Source organism: Streptomyces corallincola (genome assembly GCF_019104725.1).
Taxonomy (GTDB): Bacteria; Actinomycetota; Actinomycetes; order Streptomycetales; family Streptomycetaceae; genus Streptomyces; species Streptomyces corallincola.
The window spans coordinates 119,939-136,998 of the sequence record NZ_JAHRXF010000004.1; the positions used below are offsets into that span (position 1 = coordinate 119,939).

Consider the following 17,060-nt stretch of genomic DNA (forward strand, 5'->3'; position numbering starts at 1 on the left):
CCCCGTCGCGCACGGCCTCTTTCCCCGGCGGCCCGCACACCCTCGTGTGCGGGCCGCCGGGGTGTGTCACACCAGGGCGGAGGCCGCCTCGAAGGTGAGGGCGGCGCCCTCGGTGTACGCCGCGTCGTAGCCGGTGCCGTCGAGCAGTTCGCGGACGCGGGTCTCGGTGCGGTCGCGCAACCGGCGTTCGGTGCTGGAGGCGAAGTGGCCCTGGGGCAGCAGCGCGTCGGCGGCGCCGATGCAGCGGGCCGCGTCGGCGGCCCGGTCGGGGCCGATGCCGGTCAGGGCCATCGCGCCGATGGTGAGTGCCAGCGAGGGGAGTTGGGGGATGACCGTCCCGGTGAGCGGTGTGGACGCCATGCCGAACGCCCGCCGCAGTTTCTCCAGCGACTCCCCGGTGCGGCCCTCCACCGCGTCCAGCCAGGCTTCCTGGGTGAGGATCACCGCGTCGAACACGATGAAGTGGGAGATCTTGAAGTCCCGCCGCAGCAGCCGGAGTTGCTCGCGGGCCTCGGCGGTGCGGTCGAACAGGCCGTACCAGGCGGCGAGGAAGAGCCGGGCGGCGGGCATCGCCTCGTTGTGGGCGCCGTCCTGGTCCGCGAGGACGTCCAGCAGCATCCGTTCGCCCCGGTCGAGTTCGCCCGCGTCCATCAGGACGCTGCCGAGCCGGGCGGTGAGCACGGCCACCTGGGCGCGGGCGCCGAGGTGTTCGGCGCGGGCGATGGCGGCCCGGTAGTCGTCGGCGGCGCCCCGGTAGGCGCCGGTGCGTTCGAGGGCCTCGCCGCGCGCGGCCAGTGCCTCGGCGGTGCCCCACTCGTCGCCGAGCCGGGTGAAGATCTCCAGGGCCTCCTCCGCGTCCCGGCCCGCGTCGCCGCTCCACGCGGTCTGGTTGGCGAGCAGATTGGCCCGCATCTGGAGGACACCGGCCAACTCCCATTCGAAACCGGGGGTTTCGCGGCTGGTGCGGACGGTGGCGTCGAGGATGGCGCGAACGCGGTCGGGGCCGTCGGTGAGGATGACCGCGAAGAACCAGAGCAGGCCGGGTGCCCGGCAGGTCTGCGGCTGCCCGGGCTCGTAGACCTGGGCGATGACCCGGAGCTTGGCCTGCGCCTCGACGGTGTCCCAGGCGTCGATCGCGGTGTCCATGCAGGCCAGATGGGCGAGGTGGAGGCCGCGCCGGGCCTCGTTGAGGAGTTCGCCGTCCAGCGGGGGCGGGGTGTCGGTGCAGCGCTGCCAGACCGGCAGGGCGGGGCGGACCGGTTCGCCGAAGGGGTCCGGGCCGAGTGCCATGACCTCCTCGCACCAGACGCGGGCCTCGATGCGCAGGTCGCGCATCTGCCAGTACCAGACCAGCGAGAGCACCAGGCTGAGCGCCTCCTGCTCGTCGCGGACGGCGACCGCGTGGCGGAGCGCGGTGCGCAGGTTCTCGTACTCCGACTGAAACCGTCCGATGGCCTCGCGCTGCCGGGATCCACGCAGCAACGGGTCGGTGGTGCGGGCGAGTTCGCGGTAGTACGTCAAGTGGTCGCGGGCGGCGCCGGTACGGTCGCCGCGTTCGTCGAGGCGTTCGGCGGCGTACTCGGTGACGGTCTCCAGCAGCCGGTAGCGCATGGTGCCGTCGGCCGAAGGGGCGGCCACCACGAGGGACTTGTCCACCAGGGAGCCGAGCGCGTCCAGGGCGAGCGGGCCGCAGACGGCCTCGGCGGCGGCGAGGTCGCAGCCGCCCGCGAACACCGACAGCCGGGACAGCACGTCCCGTTCGCCCGCGTCGAGCAGGTCCCAGGACCAGTCCACGACGGCGCGCAGGGTCTGCTGGCGGGGCAGCACGGTGCGGCTGCCGGAGGTGAGGAGGCGGAAACGGTCGTCGAGGCGGTCCGCGATCTGGCGCGGGGTGAGCATCCGCAGCCGGGCGGCGGCGAGTTCGATGGCGAGCGGGAGTCCGTCGAGGCGGCGGCAGATCTCCGCGCAGGATTCCGGGTCGTCCCCGGTGCGGAAGCCGGGCCGGGCGGCGGCGCCGCGCTCGGCGAGCAGCCGGAGCGCGACCGGCTCGGGCAGCGGCTCCACCGGTCGGACCAACTCCCCCGGCACGCCCAGGGGTTCGCGGCTGGTGGCGAGGACGGTGACCTCGGGGCAGCGGGCCAGCAGGTGTTCGGCGAGGCGGGCGGCGGCGCCGACGACGTGCTCGCAGTTGTCGAGGACGATCAGCATGCGGCGGCGGGCGCAGTGGTCCACCAGCCGGTCCAGCGGGTCGTGCGGCTCCGCGACCGAGCGCATCGCCTCGGCACCCGCGCCGTGCAGCACGGTCTCGCGGGCGCCGATCGCGGTGAGCACGGCCTGCGGTACCGCGTCCGGGTCGTCCACGGGCGCGAGTTCGGCCAGCCAGACACCGTCGCGGACGGTGTCCCGCACGGCTTCGGCGGCTTCCTGGGAGAGGCGGGTCTTGCCCGCGCCGCCGGGGCCGAGCAGGGTGACCAGGCGGGCGGTGGCCAGGTCGGCGCCGATCGCGGCGATGTCGCTCTCCCGGCCGACGAACGAGGTGAGCCGGGCGGGCAGGTTGCCGCGCGGCGCCCCGCGCCCGGCGGGCGTCCGCTCCTGCTGCTGCCCGTCCAGCAACTCCGCGTGCAGGGAGCGCAGTTCGGGCCCCGGGTCGGAACCGAGCCGGTCCGCGAGCAGCCGTCGTACCTCGTCGTAGGCGGCGAGCGCGCGGGCCGGACGTCCGGCGTCCCGCAGCGCGCGCAGCCGGAGCGCCTGGAGGGTCTCGTCCAGCGGGTGCAGATCGCACAGCGCGGCCAGTTCGGGCAGCGTCTCCTCGGCCCGGCCGAGCGCCAGCGCGGCGGTGTGTCTGCCGCGCAGCGCGTCCAGCCGCCGGGTCTCCCAGCGGACCTCCTCGGCGGCCCGGTCCGGCAGGTCCGCGAGCGCGGGTCCGCGCCACAGCCCGAGCGCGTCGTCCAGCACGGCGGCGGCCTTCGCGGGGTCGCCGTCGGCGAGCGCGGCCAGGCCCTCGCCGGTGAGCCGGTCGAACCGGGTGAGATCGACGTCGTCGGGTCCGGCGGCGAGCCGGTACCCCCCGCCGTCGGAGGCGACGGCGTCCGCGCCGAGCGCCCGCCGCAGCCGCCCGATCAGCGCCTGGAGCGCGCCCGCCGCGTCGGCGGGCGGCTCGTCCCCCCACACCTCGTCCACCAGCACCCCGGCGGGCACCGTCCGTCCCGCCCGGAGCGCGAGCACGCACAGCAGGGCGCGCAGCCGCGCCCCGCCGAGCGGGACGGCACTGCCGTCGGGGCGGAGAACCTGCGTGGACCCGAGTATCCGATAACGCACCCGCCCATTCTCCCCGCCCGCCGGGCCGGGACGCTTCCGGGTTTACGAGGTCGTCGCTTCCGGGTTTACGAGGTCGTCGCCTCCGGGTTCCACGAAGTCGTCGCCTCCGGGTTCACGGGGCCGGTGCCTCCGGCTTCACGAAGTCGTGGCGACCGGGTCGCGGGACACGCCGGGTGGCGGGAACCCCGTGCCGCCCGCCGGACGTTCCCAGCGGTGACGCCCGGTAGCGTTCGGGTGTGCGGCGGGTCCCCCGTCCGCAGGGGTCCACAGCGCAGGGAGTACGCATGGCCACCGCCACCGCCCGGAGCGGCGAACGCCGGATCAGTCCCGTGTTCCTCGGGATCGTGGCCGTCACGGCGGTGACGGGCTGGGCGGCGTGGACGGGCTGGGCGGCGCGGCCGGGGATCGCGGTGTTCCTGTTCGTGACGGCGGCGTGGGTGGTGTCGCTCTGCCTGCACGAGTACGCGCACGCCCGGACCGCGCTGCACGGCGGGGATCTGTCGGTGGGCGACAAGGGCTATCTGACGCTGAACCCGCTGAAGTACACCCACGCCCTGCTCAGCATCGTGCTGCCGCTGCTGTTCGTGATCGCGGGCGGGATCGGGCTGCCCGGCGGGGCGGTGTTCATCGAGCGGGACCGCATCAGGGGCCGCTGGCGGCACAGCCTGATCTCGGCGGCCGGACCGCTGACGAACGTGCTCTTCGCGGCGGTGTGCACGGCGCCGTTCTGGCTGGGCGCGCTGGACGGGGTGCCCCGCGACTTCCGGTTCGCGCTGGCGTTCCTGGCACTGCTCCAGGTGACGGCGGCGATCCTGAACTTCCTGCCGGTGCCGGGCCTGGACGGCTACGGCGTGGTCGAGCCCTGGCTGTCGTACGGCGTGAAGCGGCAGGTCGCGCCGTTCGCGCCGTACGGCCTGATGCTGGTGTTCGCGCTGCTGTGGGTGCCGTCGGTCAACGCGGTGTTCTTCGACGTGGTGGACGCGGTGCTGCGGCACCTCGGGGTGGGCGACGCCGACTCCTACTGCGGGCAGCAGCTGTACCGGTTCTGGACGCAGGGCGATCCGGGCTGCGCGTTCGTCCGCTGACGTACGGCGCCGAGTCGCCTTCAGCCGGTGACGGAGGTGCCGCCGCCCCGGGTGGCCCGGTCGCGCTTCACGTAGTACCAGGTCATGTTGGACGACAGCCCCGCGAGCAGGACCCAGACGATGCCCAGCAGGCTGCCCTGCACGAACGAGACGACCGCCGCCGCGGTGGCGAGGACGCACACGGCCAGGGTGTAGAGGGCGATGCGGGGCATGGGACGGGGCTCCTAGCTGGGGTGGTGCGACGGCGTACGGCGACCGTACCGGGGGACACCGCGGCGACGGACGTGCGCCGACCAGTGTCCCCCATCGGCCGGGGGCAGGGGGCAGGGGATCAGACGTCGGTGACCCGGAGCCCGGCGTGCGCCTTGTACCGGCGGTTGACGGAGATCAGGTTGGCGACCAGGGACTCCACCTGGTGGGCGTTGCGCAGCCGTCCGGCGAACACACCGCGCATACCGGGGACGCGTCCGGCGAGCGCCTGCACGATCTCGACGTCGGCGCGGTCCTCGCCGAGCACCATCACATCGGTGTCGATCCGCTCGATCTCCGGGTCCTGGAGGAGTACGGCGGACAGGTGGTGGAAGGCGGCGGTGACCCGCGACTCCGGCAGCAGCGCGGCGGCCTGCTGGGCGGCGGAGCCCTCCTCGGGCTTCAGCGCGTAGGCACCCTGCTTGTCGAAACCGAGCGGGTTGACGCAGTCCACGACCAGTTTCCCGGCCAGTTCCTCCCGCAGCGACTCCAGGGTCCTGCCGTGTCCGTCCCAGGGGACGGCGACGATCACGAGGTCGCTGCGGCGCGCGGTCTCGGCGTTGTCGGCGCCCTCGATGCCGTGGCCCAGTTCCCCGGCCGCCGCCCGCGCCCGCTCGGCGGCCCGCGATCCGATGATCACCTTCTGCCCGGCGAGGGCGAGCCGGTAGGCGAGTCCCTTGCCCTGCGGTCCGGTCCCGCCGAGCACGCCGACGACCAGCCCGGACACGTCGGGCAGGTCCCAGGGGTCCTTGGCGGGCGCCTTCGCGGGCGGCGTCGCGGGGGTCTGTGCACTGTCGGAAGAGGTCATGGGCCCGACTCTACGTCCGTGCGGGCGGGGTCACCGGGGCGGTACCCGCGGTGGCGGCCGACCGCGGCGACGCTGTCCCCGGACCGGGCGAACCCTGCCCGAACACCCCACACGGGCGGCCGTGTTGGGGCAGCATGCGGCACATGGACGCCGTACGGGTCGCGCTGCTGCGGGATGTGCTCGCCGGAACCGAGTGGCTCGGTGCCACCCGGCGGTTCGGGGGGACGCTGCGCGGTGCGGTGACCGCGCGCGGCGGCGGGCTGCTGCTGGTCGGCACGCCCGCCTACGAGCCCTGGCATCTGGCCGCCCACCTGGTGGACGAGGCAGCCTGGTCCGGCACCCCCGAGCTGGCCCCCACCCTGATCCGGCACGCCGCCCGCCCCCAGGACCCGGCCCACCTCTCCGTCGGCCCCGCCCGCATCACCACCGCCCGGCGCGGCGAGACTCTCCTCGTCGTCGCCCCCGACGAACCCCCCGCCCTCCTGGAACGCCTCCACACCGCCCGCCGCTCCGGCGTCACCGTCCTCTCCCTCGGCGCGCCCGACGGCGAACTGGCCGCCCTCTCCCACGAGTCCCTGGCCGTCCCCGAGTGCGCGGAACTCGACCTGGACACCGTCCAGCACCTGGTCAGCGCGGCAGCGGGCGAGAACGGCCCCCCTCCCGGAGCCCGCCGAACATTCCGCGACCGCCTGAGCCACCTGACCGAAACCCTCCTGGCCCCTCCGGCGTCGCCTTGGTGAGGGTGGAGCGCGGCCGCACCCACGACGTCCCGCGCGACCCCACCTCCGCCCTAGCCCCCGGATAACAGGTTGCCCCGCCCCCGCACCTCCCCGCACGATTCCCCGCGTGTCCCGTGCTCTCCTCCCCGACCTGGCCCCCTGGCGGTCGTCCCGTGATTTCCGCCGACTCTGGTTCTCCGGCCTGATCAGCGGTTTCGGCAGTTTCCTGACACTCGTGGCGGTCCCGGTCCAGCTCAAGGAGCTGACGGGTTCGGCCGCCGCCGTGGGCGCGGTCGGGGCGGTGGAGCTGGTCCCGCTGATCGTGTTCGGGCTGTACGGCGGTGCCTTGGCCGACGCGCTCGACAAGCGGGACCTGATCGTGTGGACGGAGGCGGGGCAGGGCCTGCTCAGCGTGGTGCTGCTGGTGAACGCGCTGCTTCCGCACTCCGCGGTGTGGCCGTTGTACGTGGTCGCCGCGCTGTCCTCCGCGCTGGTGTCGGTGCAGCGGCCCGCGCTGGACTCGCTGTGGCCCCGGATCGTCGCCCATGAACACCTTCCGGCGGCGGCCTCGCTGAACTCCCTGCGCTGGACGGTCGGCGGGGTCGCGGGCCCGGCCGTGGCGGGTGTGGTGGTGGCGTACGCGGGTCTGGGCTGGGCGTACGCGGCCGACCTGCTCACCTTCGTGGTCTCGCTGGCGTACGTCGTCCGCGTCGCACCCGCCCCCGCGTCCCACGAGGCGTCCCGCCCCTCGCTGCGGGCGATCGCGGAGGGCGCCCGGTACGCCTGGAACCGCAAGGAACTCCTGGGCACCTACGCGGTCGATCTGGCCGCGATGTTCCTGGCCATGCCGATGGCCGTGCTCCCGTTCCTCGCGGACGAACTGCACGCGCGGTGGGCCCTGGGGCTGATGTACGCGGCCGTACCGGCGGGCGCCCTGCTGGTGAGCCTGACCAGCGGCTGGACCTCTCGCGTCCGGCGGCACGGGCTGCTGGTGCTGCTGTCCGCCGCGGGCTGGGGCCTGTCGGTCGCGGCGGCCGGGGTGTGCGGCGACGTGTGGCTGGTGCTGGTGTTCCTGACCGTGGGCGGCGGCTTCGACATGGTGAGCGGCGTCTTCCGGTCGGCCATGTGGAACCAGACCATCCCCGACGAGTTGCGCGGCCGGCTCGCCGGGATCGAGCTGCTGTCCTATTCGGTCGGCCCCCAGCTCGGCCAGGTCCGCGCGGGCGGTGTCGCCGCCTGGGCGGGTGTCCGCGCGTCCGTCTGGTCCGGCGGCCTGGTCTGCGCGGGCGCGATGGCCGTGCTCGCCGTGTGCCTGCCCGCGCTCATGACGTACGACGAGCGGACGAACCCGCACGCCGTTCGGATGCGGGAACGGCGGGCGGGGGCGGCCGGGGCACCGGACCGTACGGCCGGGCCGGTCGGGGGACGCGACGCCGGGACGGAAGCGGTCACCACCTGACGCTCACCACCTGCCCCTCACCGCCGGGACCCGGCCGGGCCGCCCGGCGGGCTGGGTCACCCGGTGGGCGTGCTCACTGGTCGCTCTCCCCGCCCCGTGCCGACGCGTCGTGCCAGCGGGGGTCCGTCTCCCAGTCGAGGTTCCGCTCCCGCGCGGTCTCCATCGCGTGCTGGGCGTCCTCCCTGCTGCCGTACGGCCCGAACCGGTCCTTGGCGGGGCACTCGGGGCCCTCCTCGACCTTCTTGTGCTCCAGGCAGTAGAACCATTCGCCCGGCTTACCGGTGGTGCGCTTCTTGAACAGGGTCATCGAACGTCTCCTCTCGCCAAGGTCATGTTCCCCCGGCACCGCTGGTTAGACTCGCGGACATGTCTGGCCAGTCGCTGCTCGTGCCGGGGGAACTGTCCCCCACCCGCCCGGTTCCCGGAAACATCCGCCGCCCGGAGTACGTCGGCAAACCGGCGCCGACGCCGTACACCGGGCCGGAGGTGCAGACCCCGGAGACGGTGGAGGCGATGCGGCGGGCGGGCCGGATCGCCGCGCGGGCGATGGAGGAGGCGGCGAAGCTCATCGCGCCGGGCGTGACCACCGACGAGCTGGACCGGGTGGCGCACGCGTACATGTGCGACCACGGCGCGTACCCGTCCACCCTCGGCTACCGCGGCTTCCCCAAGTCGCTGTGCACGTCCGTCAACGAGGTCATCTGCCACGGCATCCCGGACTCGACGGTGCTGCGGGACGGCGACATCGTCAACCTGGACGTGACGGCGTACATCGGCGGGGTGCACGGCGACAACAACGCCACCTATCTCGTGGGCGACGTGGACGAGGAGTCGCGGCTGCTGGTGGAGCGGACGCGGGAGTCGCTGAACCGGGCGATCAAGGCGGTCCGGCCGGGCCGCCAGATCAACGTCATCGGCCGGGTCATCGAGTCGTACGCCAAGCGCTTCGGCTACGGCGTGGTCCGGGACTTCACCGGCCACGGCATCAGCACCGCGTTCCACTCCGGCCTGATCGTCCCGCACTACGACAGCCCGCACGCGACGACCGTGATGCAGCCGGGGATGACGTTCACCATCGAGCCGATGCTGACGCTGGGCACGCACGAGTACGACATGTGGGACGACGGCTGGACGGTCGTCACCAAGGACCGCAGGCGGACCGCCCAGTTCGAGCACACGCTGGTGGTCACCGAGACGGGCGCGGACGTTCTCACCCTGCCCTGACCAGGCCCTTCGGACCGCTTCACGAGAGTTGTCCACAGGTTGACCCGCTCCCCCGCCGGGGGCGGGTTTTTCCTTGTACGCTTTTACCGACAACCTGTCGGCAACTCACCGTGTTCCCAGCCGCCCGACCATTGACTTAGGTAAGCCTTACTCACGAGGATGCGCACATGGACTCCTCCCGCTCGTCCGTCTCCCCCTCCGCCCCCTCAGCCCCTTTCTCGACGGTCATCCGCACCGCCTCCCACGAGCAGCACACCGAGGCGGAGACCTCGACGTTCATGAGCGACCTCCTCGGCGGCCGACTCGGCATGTCCGCCTACGCGCGCTACACCGAGCAGCTCTGGTTCGTGTACGAGGCACTGGAGAGCACGGCGGAGGCGCTGGCGGCGGACCCGGTGGCCGGACCCTTCCTCCGGGCCGAGCTGCTGCGCCTGCCCGCGCTGGAGCGGGACCTCGCCCATCTCCGCGGCCCGGACTGGCGGTCGGGACTCACCGCGCTGCCCGCGACCGAGGCGTACGCGGACCGGGTGCGCGCGTGCGCCGCCGACTGGCCCGGCGGATACGTCGCCCACCACTACACCCGCTACCTGGGCGACCTCTCCGGCGGCCAGATCATCCGGGACCGCGCCGAACGCACCTGGGGCTTCGCCCGCAAGGGCGACGGCGTCCGCTTCTACGTCTTCGAGGACATCGCCAACCCGGCCGCGTTCAAGCGGACCTACCGCGAACTGCTGGACGGGATAGCCGCCGACGAGCTGGAGCGGCAGCGGATCGTGGCGGAGTGCAAGCGGGCGTTCGCGCTGAACACCGGCGTGTTCCGGGAGCTGGGCGAGGAGTTCCCGCTCAGCGCGTGACCGGCGCCCGGCCGTGACCGGGCCCGGTACGGGACCGGGCTTCAGCGCGCGACCGGGCTTCAGCGCGTGATCGGCGTCGGAGTGCCCAACTCCCGTACCGGCAGCCCCTGTCGCTCCAGGGACACCCGTCCCCCGATCTCCACCCAGCCGTACGGCTGTGGTGCGGTGAGGAGTTGGGAACCGGCGCCCTGGCGGATGTTCAGGGCGCGGCCGAGCCGTTCGGTGAGCAGCAGGGCAGCCGCGCCGGTCGCCTCGTCCTCGTCGATGCCGTCACCCCGGCCGGGGAAGGCACGGGCGCGGACCCGACCGGCCGCCTCGTCCTCCCAGGCCCAGGCGTAGATCCACTCGCCGGGCGGGGGCACCTCCAGGGCGTCCACCTCGGCGGCGGTGCCGTACTGGACGAGGGCGCGCGGCGGGGCCCACTCCGCACGGGCCTCGATCCAGCAGAACTCGCCGTCCTGCCGGGCCCCCATCTCCCCGGCGGGCGTGACCAGTTCGGGCACGTCCAGCAGCCAGGCGGCGCCGACGCAGGGGTGTCCGGCGAAGGGCAGCCGGGCGCCGGGGGTGTAGATGTCGAGGACGCCGCGCTCGGGGTCGTCCACGAACACCGTCTCGCTGAAGCCGAGTTCGCGGGCGAGGGCCTGCCGGTCCCGCCGGGCGGGGATCGTGGCACCGTCCCGTACGACACCGAGCCGGTTGCCGTGGCCGCCGCCCGGCGCGCAGAACACGCGGAGCACGTCGTAGTCAGTCACCCGGAAATTGAAGCACCGAACCCGGCTTGACCTTGCCTTTGCCTGTGCTTGGCATGGGGTTTGAGGTGCCGAGATCAAGCCGTGTCCGTGATGTTTCCGTGAGAGCCGAATCACTTCCCCGCCCGGTGGAGGTGAGGTATGCCTCAGGTAAGTTAGGCCAGCCTCACCACACTAGAACTCCGCCCCGGGAGAGCCCATGCGAGCCGTCCGCCTCATTGTCACCGCTGCCGCAGCGGTGGCCGCCCTGACCGCCGTCACGGCCTGCACGGCGAAAAGCGACGCCAAGGGCGGCGACGACGCGATCCGGGTGACGGCCGCCGACACCTCCTGCGACACCTCCGCGAAGACGGTCCCGGCCGGTCAGGTCACGCTGAAGATCGAGAACAAGGGCTCGCGGGCCACCGAGGTGGAGATCGTCTTCCCCGACGGCCGGATCGTCTCCGAGAAGGAGAACATCGGCTCCGGCACCAAGTACACGCTGACCGCCGAGGTCAAGGCCGGTGCGTACGAGATCGCCTGCCGCCCCGGCATGAAGGGCCACGGCGTCCGGCAGAAGCTGACCGTGACCGGCGGCAAGGCCGCCAAGCGCGATCCTCAGCTCGACCGGGCCGTCGCGGAGTACCGCCAGTACGCGCAGGACCAGGCGGACGACACGATCCCGCTGGTGGAGAAGTTCGCCGACGCGATCAAGGCGGGCGACCTGGACGCGGCGAAGAAGGCGTACGCGCCCTCGCGGCTCGGCTGGGAGCGCACCGAGCCGATCGCGGAGTCCTTCGGCGACATCGACCCGAAGACGGACACCCGCGCCGACGGCCTGGAGCAGGGCCAGAAGTGGACGGGCTGGCACCGTCTGGAGAAGTCGCTGTGGGCGGACAAGAAGATCACCGCCACCGACAAGCAGCTCGCGGACGAGCTGGTCACGGACCTCAAGGACTGGCAGCTGCGCGTCGGCAAGGCCGAGATCACCCCGACCTCGATGGCCAACGGCGCCAAGGAACTCCTGGACGAGGTCGCCACCGGCAAGGTCACCGGCGAGGAGGACCGCTACTCGCACACCGACCTCTCCGACTTCAAGGGCAACGTCGAGGGCGCGCAGAAGGCGTACGAGCTGCTGAAGCCCGTCGCCGCGAAGAACGACCCGGCGCTCACCGGTGAGCTGGACAAGCAGTTCGCCGCGCTGGACACGCTGCTCGACAAGTACCGCACGGACAAGAACTCGTACGACTTCGTGTCGTACGACAAGGTCACCAAGGACCAGCGCAAGGAGCTGTCGGACGCGGTGAACGCGCTGGCGGAGCCGCTGTCCAAGCTGGCCGCCGCGGTCGTCAAGTAGCCGCGGTCGTCAAGTAACAGCGGACGCACGGCCGTCACGGCAGCCGGAAGGGCGAGGGAAGGGATCGGTATGACGGAGAACCAGAGCACCGCGCCGCAGGGCGATTCCGCCCCCTCGCGCCGCGCGCTGATCGGATGGGGCGGTGCCGGGCTCGCGTTCGGCGCCGTCGCCGCCGGGGGCGCGATGGCCGCCGCGCGCTCCGGCGGCGACGACCCCGTCCCGGCCGCCGAGTCGGGCGGCGCCGTGCCGTTCCACGGCACCCACCAGGCGGGGGTCGCCACGCCCGTCCAGGACCGGCTGCACTTCGCCGCGTTCGACGTGAAGACCGACGACCGCGCCGAGTTCGTCCGGATGCTGAAGGACTGGACGGACGCGGCCCGCCGGATGACCGCCGGGGACACCGTTGGGGACGGGGCGTACGGCGGGGTCGCGGAGGCGCCGCCGGACGACACCGGCGAGGCGCTGGGGCTCAAGCCGTCCCGGCTGACCCTGACCATCGGGTTCGGGCCGTCGTTCTTCGAGCACTTCGGGCTGGCGGACCGCCGCCCGGAGGCCCTGGTGGACCTGCCCCGGTTCCCCGGCGACAACCTCGACCGGGGGCGTACCGGCGGCGACCTGTGCGTACAGGCGTGCGCGGACGATCCGCAGGTGGCGGTGCACGCGATCCGCAACCTGGCCCGTATCGGGTTCGGCAAGGTCGCCATCCGCTGGTCCCAGCTCGGCTTCGGCAAGACCTCCTCCACCACCCCGGACGCCCAGACACCCCGCAATCTGATGGGCTTCAAGGACGGCACCCGCAACATCGCGGGCACCGAGACCGGCAGGCTGGACAGATTCGTGTGGGCCGCCGACAGCGACCACGGGCCCAAGTCGGCCTGGATGACGGCGGGTTCGTATCTCGTCGCCCGGCGTATCCGCATGAACATCGAGACCTGGGACCGCACTTCCCTGCAGGAGCAGGAGGACGTGTTCGGCCGCTCCAAGGGCGAGGGCGCCCCGGCGGGCAGGGCCAAGGAGCACGACGCCCCGTTCCTGAAGGCGATGAAGCCGGACGCTCATGTGCGTCTGGCGCACCCCGACTCCAACGACGGCGTCACCATCCTGCGCCGGGGCTACTCCTTCACGGACGGCACCGACGGCCTGGGCCGTCTGGAGGCGGGCCTGTTCTTCCTGGCCTACCAGCGCGACCCCCGCAAGGGGTTCATCCCGCTCCAGCGCCGGTTGTCCGCGACCGACGCGCTCAACGAGTACATCCAGCACGTGGGTTCGGCGGTCTTCGCGGTTCCCCCCGGCGTCCGCGACAAGGGCGACTGGTGGGGCCGGACGCTGTTCTCCGAGGAGGCGTGACCCTGTGTTCTCCAACTATCTGATCGGTCTGCGCGAGGGGCTGGAGGCCAGCCTCGTCGTGTGCATCCTGATCGCCTATCTGGTCAAGACCGGCCGCCGGGACGCCCTGAGGCCGATCTGGACCGGCATCGCGCTGGCCATCGCGCTGGCGCTCGGCTTCGGCTGCGCGCTGGAGTTCGGCTCGCAGGAGATGACGTTCGAGGCGCAGGAGGCGCTCGGCGGCTCGCTGTCGATCATCGCCGTCGGGCTGGTCACCTGGATGGTGTTCTGGATGCGGCGCACCGCCCGGCACCTGAAGTCGGAGCTGCACGGCAAGCTGGACGCGGCGCTCGCGATGGGCACCGGCGCGCTGGTCGCCACCGCGTTCCTCGCGGTCGGCCGGGAGGGCCTGGAGACCTCGCTGTTCGTGTGGGCGTCGGTGCACGCGGCCGGGGACGGCACCCCGCGCCCGCTGATCGGCGTGGCCCTGGGCCTCGCCACGGCGGTGCTGCTGGGCTGGCTGTTCTACCGGGGCGCGCTCCGCATCAACCTGGCCAAGTTCTTCACCTGGACCGGCGCCATGCTGGTCGTGGTCGCGGCGGGCGTCCTCGCCTACGGCTTCCACGACCTCCAGGAGGCCAACTGGATACCGGGCATCTCGCACCTGGCGTTCGACATCAGCGACACCATCGAGCCGGACAGCTGGTACGGCACGCTGCTGAAGGGCGTGTTCAACTTCCAGCCGGACCCGACCGTCGTCCAGGTCACGGTGTGGCTGCTGTACCTGATCCCGACGCTCGTCGTCTTCTTCGCCCCGGTAGGGTCTGCCTCCGGGAAGGGGAAGGTGACGACACCGCATGACCAGGGAACGCGGCCCTCTGAGGCTCCGCAGGCGTGACCGCCGCGCACTGCTGACGACGGCGCTGGTCGCGCTGTCGCTGACGGCGAGCGGCTGTGTGGTGGTGCACGGGGAGCGCGAGGTGCTGCCCACCGCCACCCGGAGCGAGGCCGCGCGGGCGCTGGCCGATTTCACCGCCGCCTACAACGCCGCCGACAAGGGCTTCGACCGGTCGAAGGACGCGGGCCGGGTCACCGGCGCGCTCGCCGCGATCGACGGTGCCCGGCTCACCGCCGGACACGCCAACCACCCCTCGGGCAACCCGAACCACACCCCGCTGATCCTCACGGACGCGAAGTTCACCATCCCGAAGAAGGCGGGCCGGCCCCGTTTCTTCCTCGCGGACGCACGGGGCAACAAGGGCGGGGACGTGCGCTGGCTGCTCGTCTTCACCCGCGACGGGTCCGGCGCGAACTGGCGGGTCGCCTATCTGACGCTGCTCGCGCCCAGTGCCGTACCCGAGTTCGCCCAGGACGCGCAGGGCTGGGCGGAACCGGTGGAGGGCCGCGCGGGCGGGGTCGCGGTCTCCCCCGCCGACCTCGGCGCCGACTACGCCGACTATCTCCAGGACGGCGGCGACAGGTTCGCGGACGGCCCGCACACCAGCGGCTGGCGCACCGACCGCGAACGGCTGTCGAAGCGTCCCGGCCTGGTCAGGCAGTACCAGGACGAACCGCTGACCAGGGGCGACTACGCGCCGCTGGCGCTGCGCACGGCCGACGGCGGCGCGCTGGTCTTCTTCGCCACCCACCACTTCGAGAAGCAGACCGCCGCCGCCGGCACGTCCGTCCCGGTCACCAACCAGGACGTGCGGGCGCTCACCAAGGGCGAGGTCAAGCAGTCCCTGACGATGGAGTTCGTCTCCAACGAGGCCGCTCTCGACCCGCCGGGCAGCGGCCCGGTGAAGGTCATCGGCCGGGTGCAGGGCCTGACGGGAGCCGTCGGCGAGTAACCCGCGCCGCCGGACGCCACAGGGCGGGACCGGCCACCGGGGCGCGCCGTCAGCGGACCGGGGGCCAACTGTCGCGGGCCGGGTCCCCGGCCGCCACGTACCGCGCGCACTCGTCGGTGAGGATCTCCAGCAGGCTCAGCGGGTCCGGAAGCGGGTGTTCCGGACCGCGCACCCAGCGCACCCCGTTGGCGTCGCCGTTGCCGTCACCGGGCAGCGCGGCGGGCGGTACGAGGACGTAGGAGCCCCGGCAGTGCCAGCGCAGCCCCGGATGCTCGTCCATCGTCTCGGGGTGGCAGTCCAGCTCGCAGGGCCACCACTCGTCCTCGTCCTCGGGGGTGCCACGGGTGAGGGTGAAGAACAGCAGCCGCCCGTCGTCGCTCTCGGCGACCGGGCCGACGTCGATACCGGCGGCGGTGAGCCGCTCCAGCGCCTCCCGCCCGGCCGCGAGCGGCACGTCCAGGACGTCGTGGACCATGCCGGTGGCGGTGATGAAGTTCGCCTCGGGCTGGCTGCGGGCCCACCGCTCGATCTGGGCCGCGTCGGTGGTGGACTGCGTCTGCCAGGCGAACGACACGGGGTGCCGGGCCGGGGTGGGGCAGCCGACCCGGTCGCAGGAACACCCGTAGCCGTCGGCCGGGTGCGCGGCGGGCGCGAGCGGCAGACCCGCCTGGGCGGCGGCGAGCAGCAGCGCCTCACGGCCGCCCGCGTCGCCGGTCTCCCGAGGGCGCTTCCGCAGCCACTGGGAGAGTCTGCCCTGCCGGGCGGCCCGGCCGCCGAACGTCGCGCTCATCTATCCCCTCGCCTCGCTGGTGTGCGGACAGCATGCCTCATGGTCCCACCTTCACACGCTCGGGGGGTGCGGACCGGGGATCGGAGCGGGCGGGGAGGGGGCGTGGGCGGCACGGTGCGTGAGCGGGGGTGCGGCCGCGGGGCCGCCGTACGCCCTCCCCGCGCCGGGTCACCGACTCCCCGCGCGCCCGCTCTACGACCTCCTCGCGCGTCCCGTCCTACGACTCCTCGCGCGTCCCGTCCTCGTGCTCCGGGGGCCAGGCGTCGCCCCACTCGGCGTCCCGGGCGGCCCGGTAGAGCGGGCCGTGGCGTCTGGTGACCGTGGTGCGGGCGATGCGCCCGCCCCCGGCCGCCTCCGTGCCGGGCTCGCAGAGGTCGAGCAGCACCTGGCCCTTGCGGATCTGCGGGCGGCGGACGACCCGCGCGGGCGCCGGGGCGGCCGGGAGCCGGGTGGCGGCGACATAGCTGAACTTCTCGTCCTCGTAGGCGAGGGAGCCGCCCTTGACCTGGCGGTGCAGGGAGGAACGGCTGACGCGGGCCGAGAAGTGGCACCAGTCGGTGCCGGGCACGATGGGGCAGGCGGCGCTGTGCGGGCAGGGCGCGGCGATCCGGAACCCGGCCGCGACCAGCCGGTCCCGCGCCTCGATGATCCGCGCGTACCCGGCCGGGGTGCCCGCCTCGACCACGACCACGGTCCGCGCTGCCCCGGCCGCCGCGTCCACCAGGGCGGCACGTCCGGCGGGGTCGAGTTCGTTGAGGACGTACGACACGGTGAGCAGATCGGTGTCGTCCAGTGCGAGCCCGGCGCCGATGCGGGCGCGCTGCCAGCGGGCGCCGCGCAGGTCGGGGTGGGCGGCGGCGAGCTCCCGGCCGAGGGCGAGCGCGGGCTCGGCCCAGTCGAGCACGGTGACCGGCCGGACACCGGGCCACACGGCGCTCACCGCCCAGGTCGCGGCACCGGTGCCGCCGCCGAGGTCCAGCTGGCTCGCCGGGCTCCAGCCGGGCAGCGCGTCCGCGAGGGCGCCGAGCGCGGCCCGTACCGCCTCGAAGGTGGCGGGCATGCGGTACGCGGCGTAGGCGGCGACATCGGCCCGGTCCCGCAGAATCGGGGCGTCGGTCGGGGTCTCCCCCCGGTAGTTGGCGATCAGCCGCTCGACGGCCCCGGTGGCCTGCCGCGCCGGAAGTCCGTCCAGCAGCCCGGCGAGGGCGGAGCGGAGGGTGTCGGCGGGGGCGGCGGGAGCGTCGTTCACGGGGGGATTCTCTCAGGTGCGGCGCGGGGGGTGGCACGGGTGTG

Annotated in this window: 16 protein-coding genes; 9 read left to right on the forward strand and 7 right to left on the reverse strand. The window is 73.4% G+C overall.

Annotation, left to right across the window (positions count from 1 at the left end; genetic code table 11):
- Positions 1-66: 66 nt before the first annotated feature.
- Positions 67-3,318: an AfsR/SARP family transcriptional regulator gene (locus KUM39_RS04815; protein ID WP_217784113.1), complete on the reverse strand. Its 3,252-nt coding sequence runs from the start codon at positions 3,316-3,318 to the stop codon at positions 67-69.
- A 284-nt stretch (positions 3,319-3,602) separates the two neighbouring features.
- Between KUM39_RS04815 and KUM39_RS04820 the strand changes: the two genes are divergently transcribed.
- On the forward strand, positions 3,603-4,403 hold the full coding sequence (locus tag KUM39_RS04820; protein WP_217784114.1) for a site-2 protease family protein: 801 nt from the start codon (positions 3,603-3,605) through the stop codon (positions 4,401-4,403).
- Positions 4,404-4,423: 20 nt separating this feature from the next.
- On the opposite strand, the gene KUM39_RS04825 is transcribed toward KUM39_RS04820, so the two are convergent.
- Positions 4,424-4,615: a hypothetical protein gene (locus tag KUM39_RS04825; protein ID WP_217784115.1), complete on the reverse strand. Its 192-nt coding sequence runs from the start codon at positions 4,613-4,615 to the stop codon at positions 4,424-4,426.
- Positions 4,616-4,734: 119 nt separating this feature from the next.
- Positions 4,735-5,460: an NADPH-dependent F420 reductase gene (gene npdG, locus KUM39_RS04830; protein WP_217784116.1), complete on the reverse strand. Its 726-nt coding sequence runs from the start codon at positions 5,458-5,460 to the stop codon at positions 4,735-4,737.
- Between the two features lie 143 nt (positions 5,461-5,603).
- On the opposite strand from npdG, the gene KUM39_RS04835 reads away from it, so the two are divergent.
- Positions 5,604-6,200, forward strand: a complete 597-nt coding sequence (locus tag KUM39_RS04835) for a hypothetical protein (RefSeq protein ID WP_217784117.1) — start codon at positions 5,604-5,606, stop codon at positions 6,198-6,200.
- Positions 6,201-6,306: 106 nt separating this feature from the next.
- The gene (locus tag KUM39_RS04840) at positions 6,307-7,638 is read left to right on the forward strand and encodes an MFS transporter (RefSeq protein ID WP_308288038.1); all 1,332 of its coding nucleotides are present in this window, start codon (positions 6,307-6,309) and stop codon (positions 7,636-7,638) included.
- Between the two features lie 73 nt (positions 7,639-7,711).
- On the opposite strand, the gene KUM39_RS04845 is transcribed toward KUM39_RS04840, so the two are convergent.
- Complete coding sequence (locus KUM39_RS04845) at positions 7,712-7,945, reverse strand: hypothetical protein (RefSeq protein ID WP_217784118.1); 234 nt, start codon at positions 7,943-7,945, stop codon at positions 7,712-7,714.
- 59 nt (positions 7,946-8,004) lie between these two features.
- Here KUM39_RS04845 and map point away from each other — a divergent pair, with 59 nt between their 5' ends.
- Both map and KUM39_RS04855 read left to right on the forward strand, forming a co-directional pair.
- Positions 8,005-8,862, forward strand: coding sequence for a type I methionyl aminopeptidase (gene map / locus KUM39_RS04850; RefSeq protein WP_217784119.1), 858 nt, complete (start codon positions 8,005-8,007; stop codon positions 8,860-8,862).
- A 167-nt stretch (positions 8,863-9,029) separates the two neighbouring features.
- On the forward strand, positions 9,030-9,716 hold the full coding sequence (locus tag KUM39_RS04855) for a biliverdin-producing heme oxygenase (protein ID WP_217784120.1): 687 nt from the start codon (positions 9,030-9,032) through the stop codon (positions 9,714-9,716).
- A gap of 59 nt (positions 9,717-9,775) precedes the next feature.
- Here KUM39_RS04855 and KUM39_RS04860 read toward each other — a convergent pair whose 3' ends face one another.
- Complete coding sequence (locus KUM39_RS04860) at positions 9,776-10,468, reverse strand: PhzF family phenazine biosynthesis protein (RefSeq protein WP_217784121.1); 693 nt, start codon at positions 10,466-10,468, stop codon at positions 9,776-9,778.
- Between the two features lie 196 nt (positions 10,469-10,664).
- Between KUM39_RS04860 and efeO the strand changes: the two genes are divergently transcribed.
- The 4 genes from efeO to KUM39_RS04880 all read left to right on the forward strand — a co-directional run bounded on the left by efeO (position 10,665) and on the right by KUM39_RS04880 (position 14,977).
- Positions 10,665-11,801, forward strand: a complete 1,137-nt coding sequence (gene efeO, locus KUM39_RS04865; protein WP_217784122.1) for an iron uptake system protein EfeO — start codon at positions 10,665-10,667, stop codon at positions 11,799-11,801.
- A gap of 69 nt (positions 11,802-11,870) precedes the next feature.
- On the forward strand, positions 11,871-13,148 hold the full coding sequence (efeB, locus tag KUM39_RS04870; protein ID WP_217784123.1) for an iron uptake transporter deferrochelatase/peroxidase subunit: 1,278 nt from the start codon (positions 11,871-11,873) through the stop codon (positions 13,146-13,148).
- A gap of 4 nt (positions 13,149-13,152) precedes the next feature.
- Positions 13,153-14,025, forward strand: a complete 873-nt coding sequence (gene efeU, locus KUM39_RS04875; protein ID WP_217784124.1) for an iron uptake transporter permease EfeU — start codon at positions 13,153-13,155, stop codon at positions 14,023-14,025.
- Entirely contained in the window at positions 13,985-14,977 is a 993-nt protein-coding gene (locus KUM39_RS04880; protein ID WP_217784125.1) for an SCO2278 family lipoprotein, read from the forward strand. Before efeU ends, KUM39_RS04880 begins: the two co-directional genes overlap by 41 nt.
- 49 nt (positions 14,978-15,026) lie before the next feature.
- Here KUM39_RS04880 and KUM39_RS04885 read toward each other — a convergent pair whose 3' ends face one another.
- Both KUM39_RS04885 and KUM39_RS04890 read right to left on the reverse strand, forming a co-directional pair.
- Positions 15,027-15,767, reverse strand: coding sequence for a bifunctional DNA primase/polymerase (locus tag KUM39_RS04885; RefSeq protein WP_217784126.1), 741 nt, complete (start codon positions 15,765-15,767; stop codon positions 15,027-15,029).
- Positions 15,768-15,984: 217 nt separating this feature from the next.
- Positions 15,985-17,016, reverse strand: a complete 1,032-nt coding sequence (locus KUM39_RS04890) for a small ribosomal subunit Rsm22 family protein (RefSeq protein WP_217784127.1) — start codon at positions 17,014-17,016, stop codon at positions 15,985-15,987.
- Between the last annotated feature and the right edge of the window lie 44 nt (positions 17,017-17,060).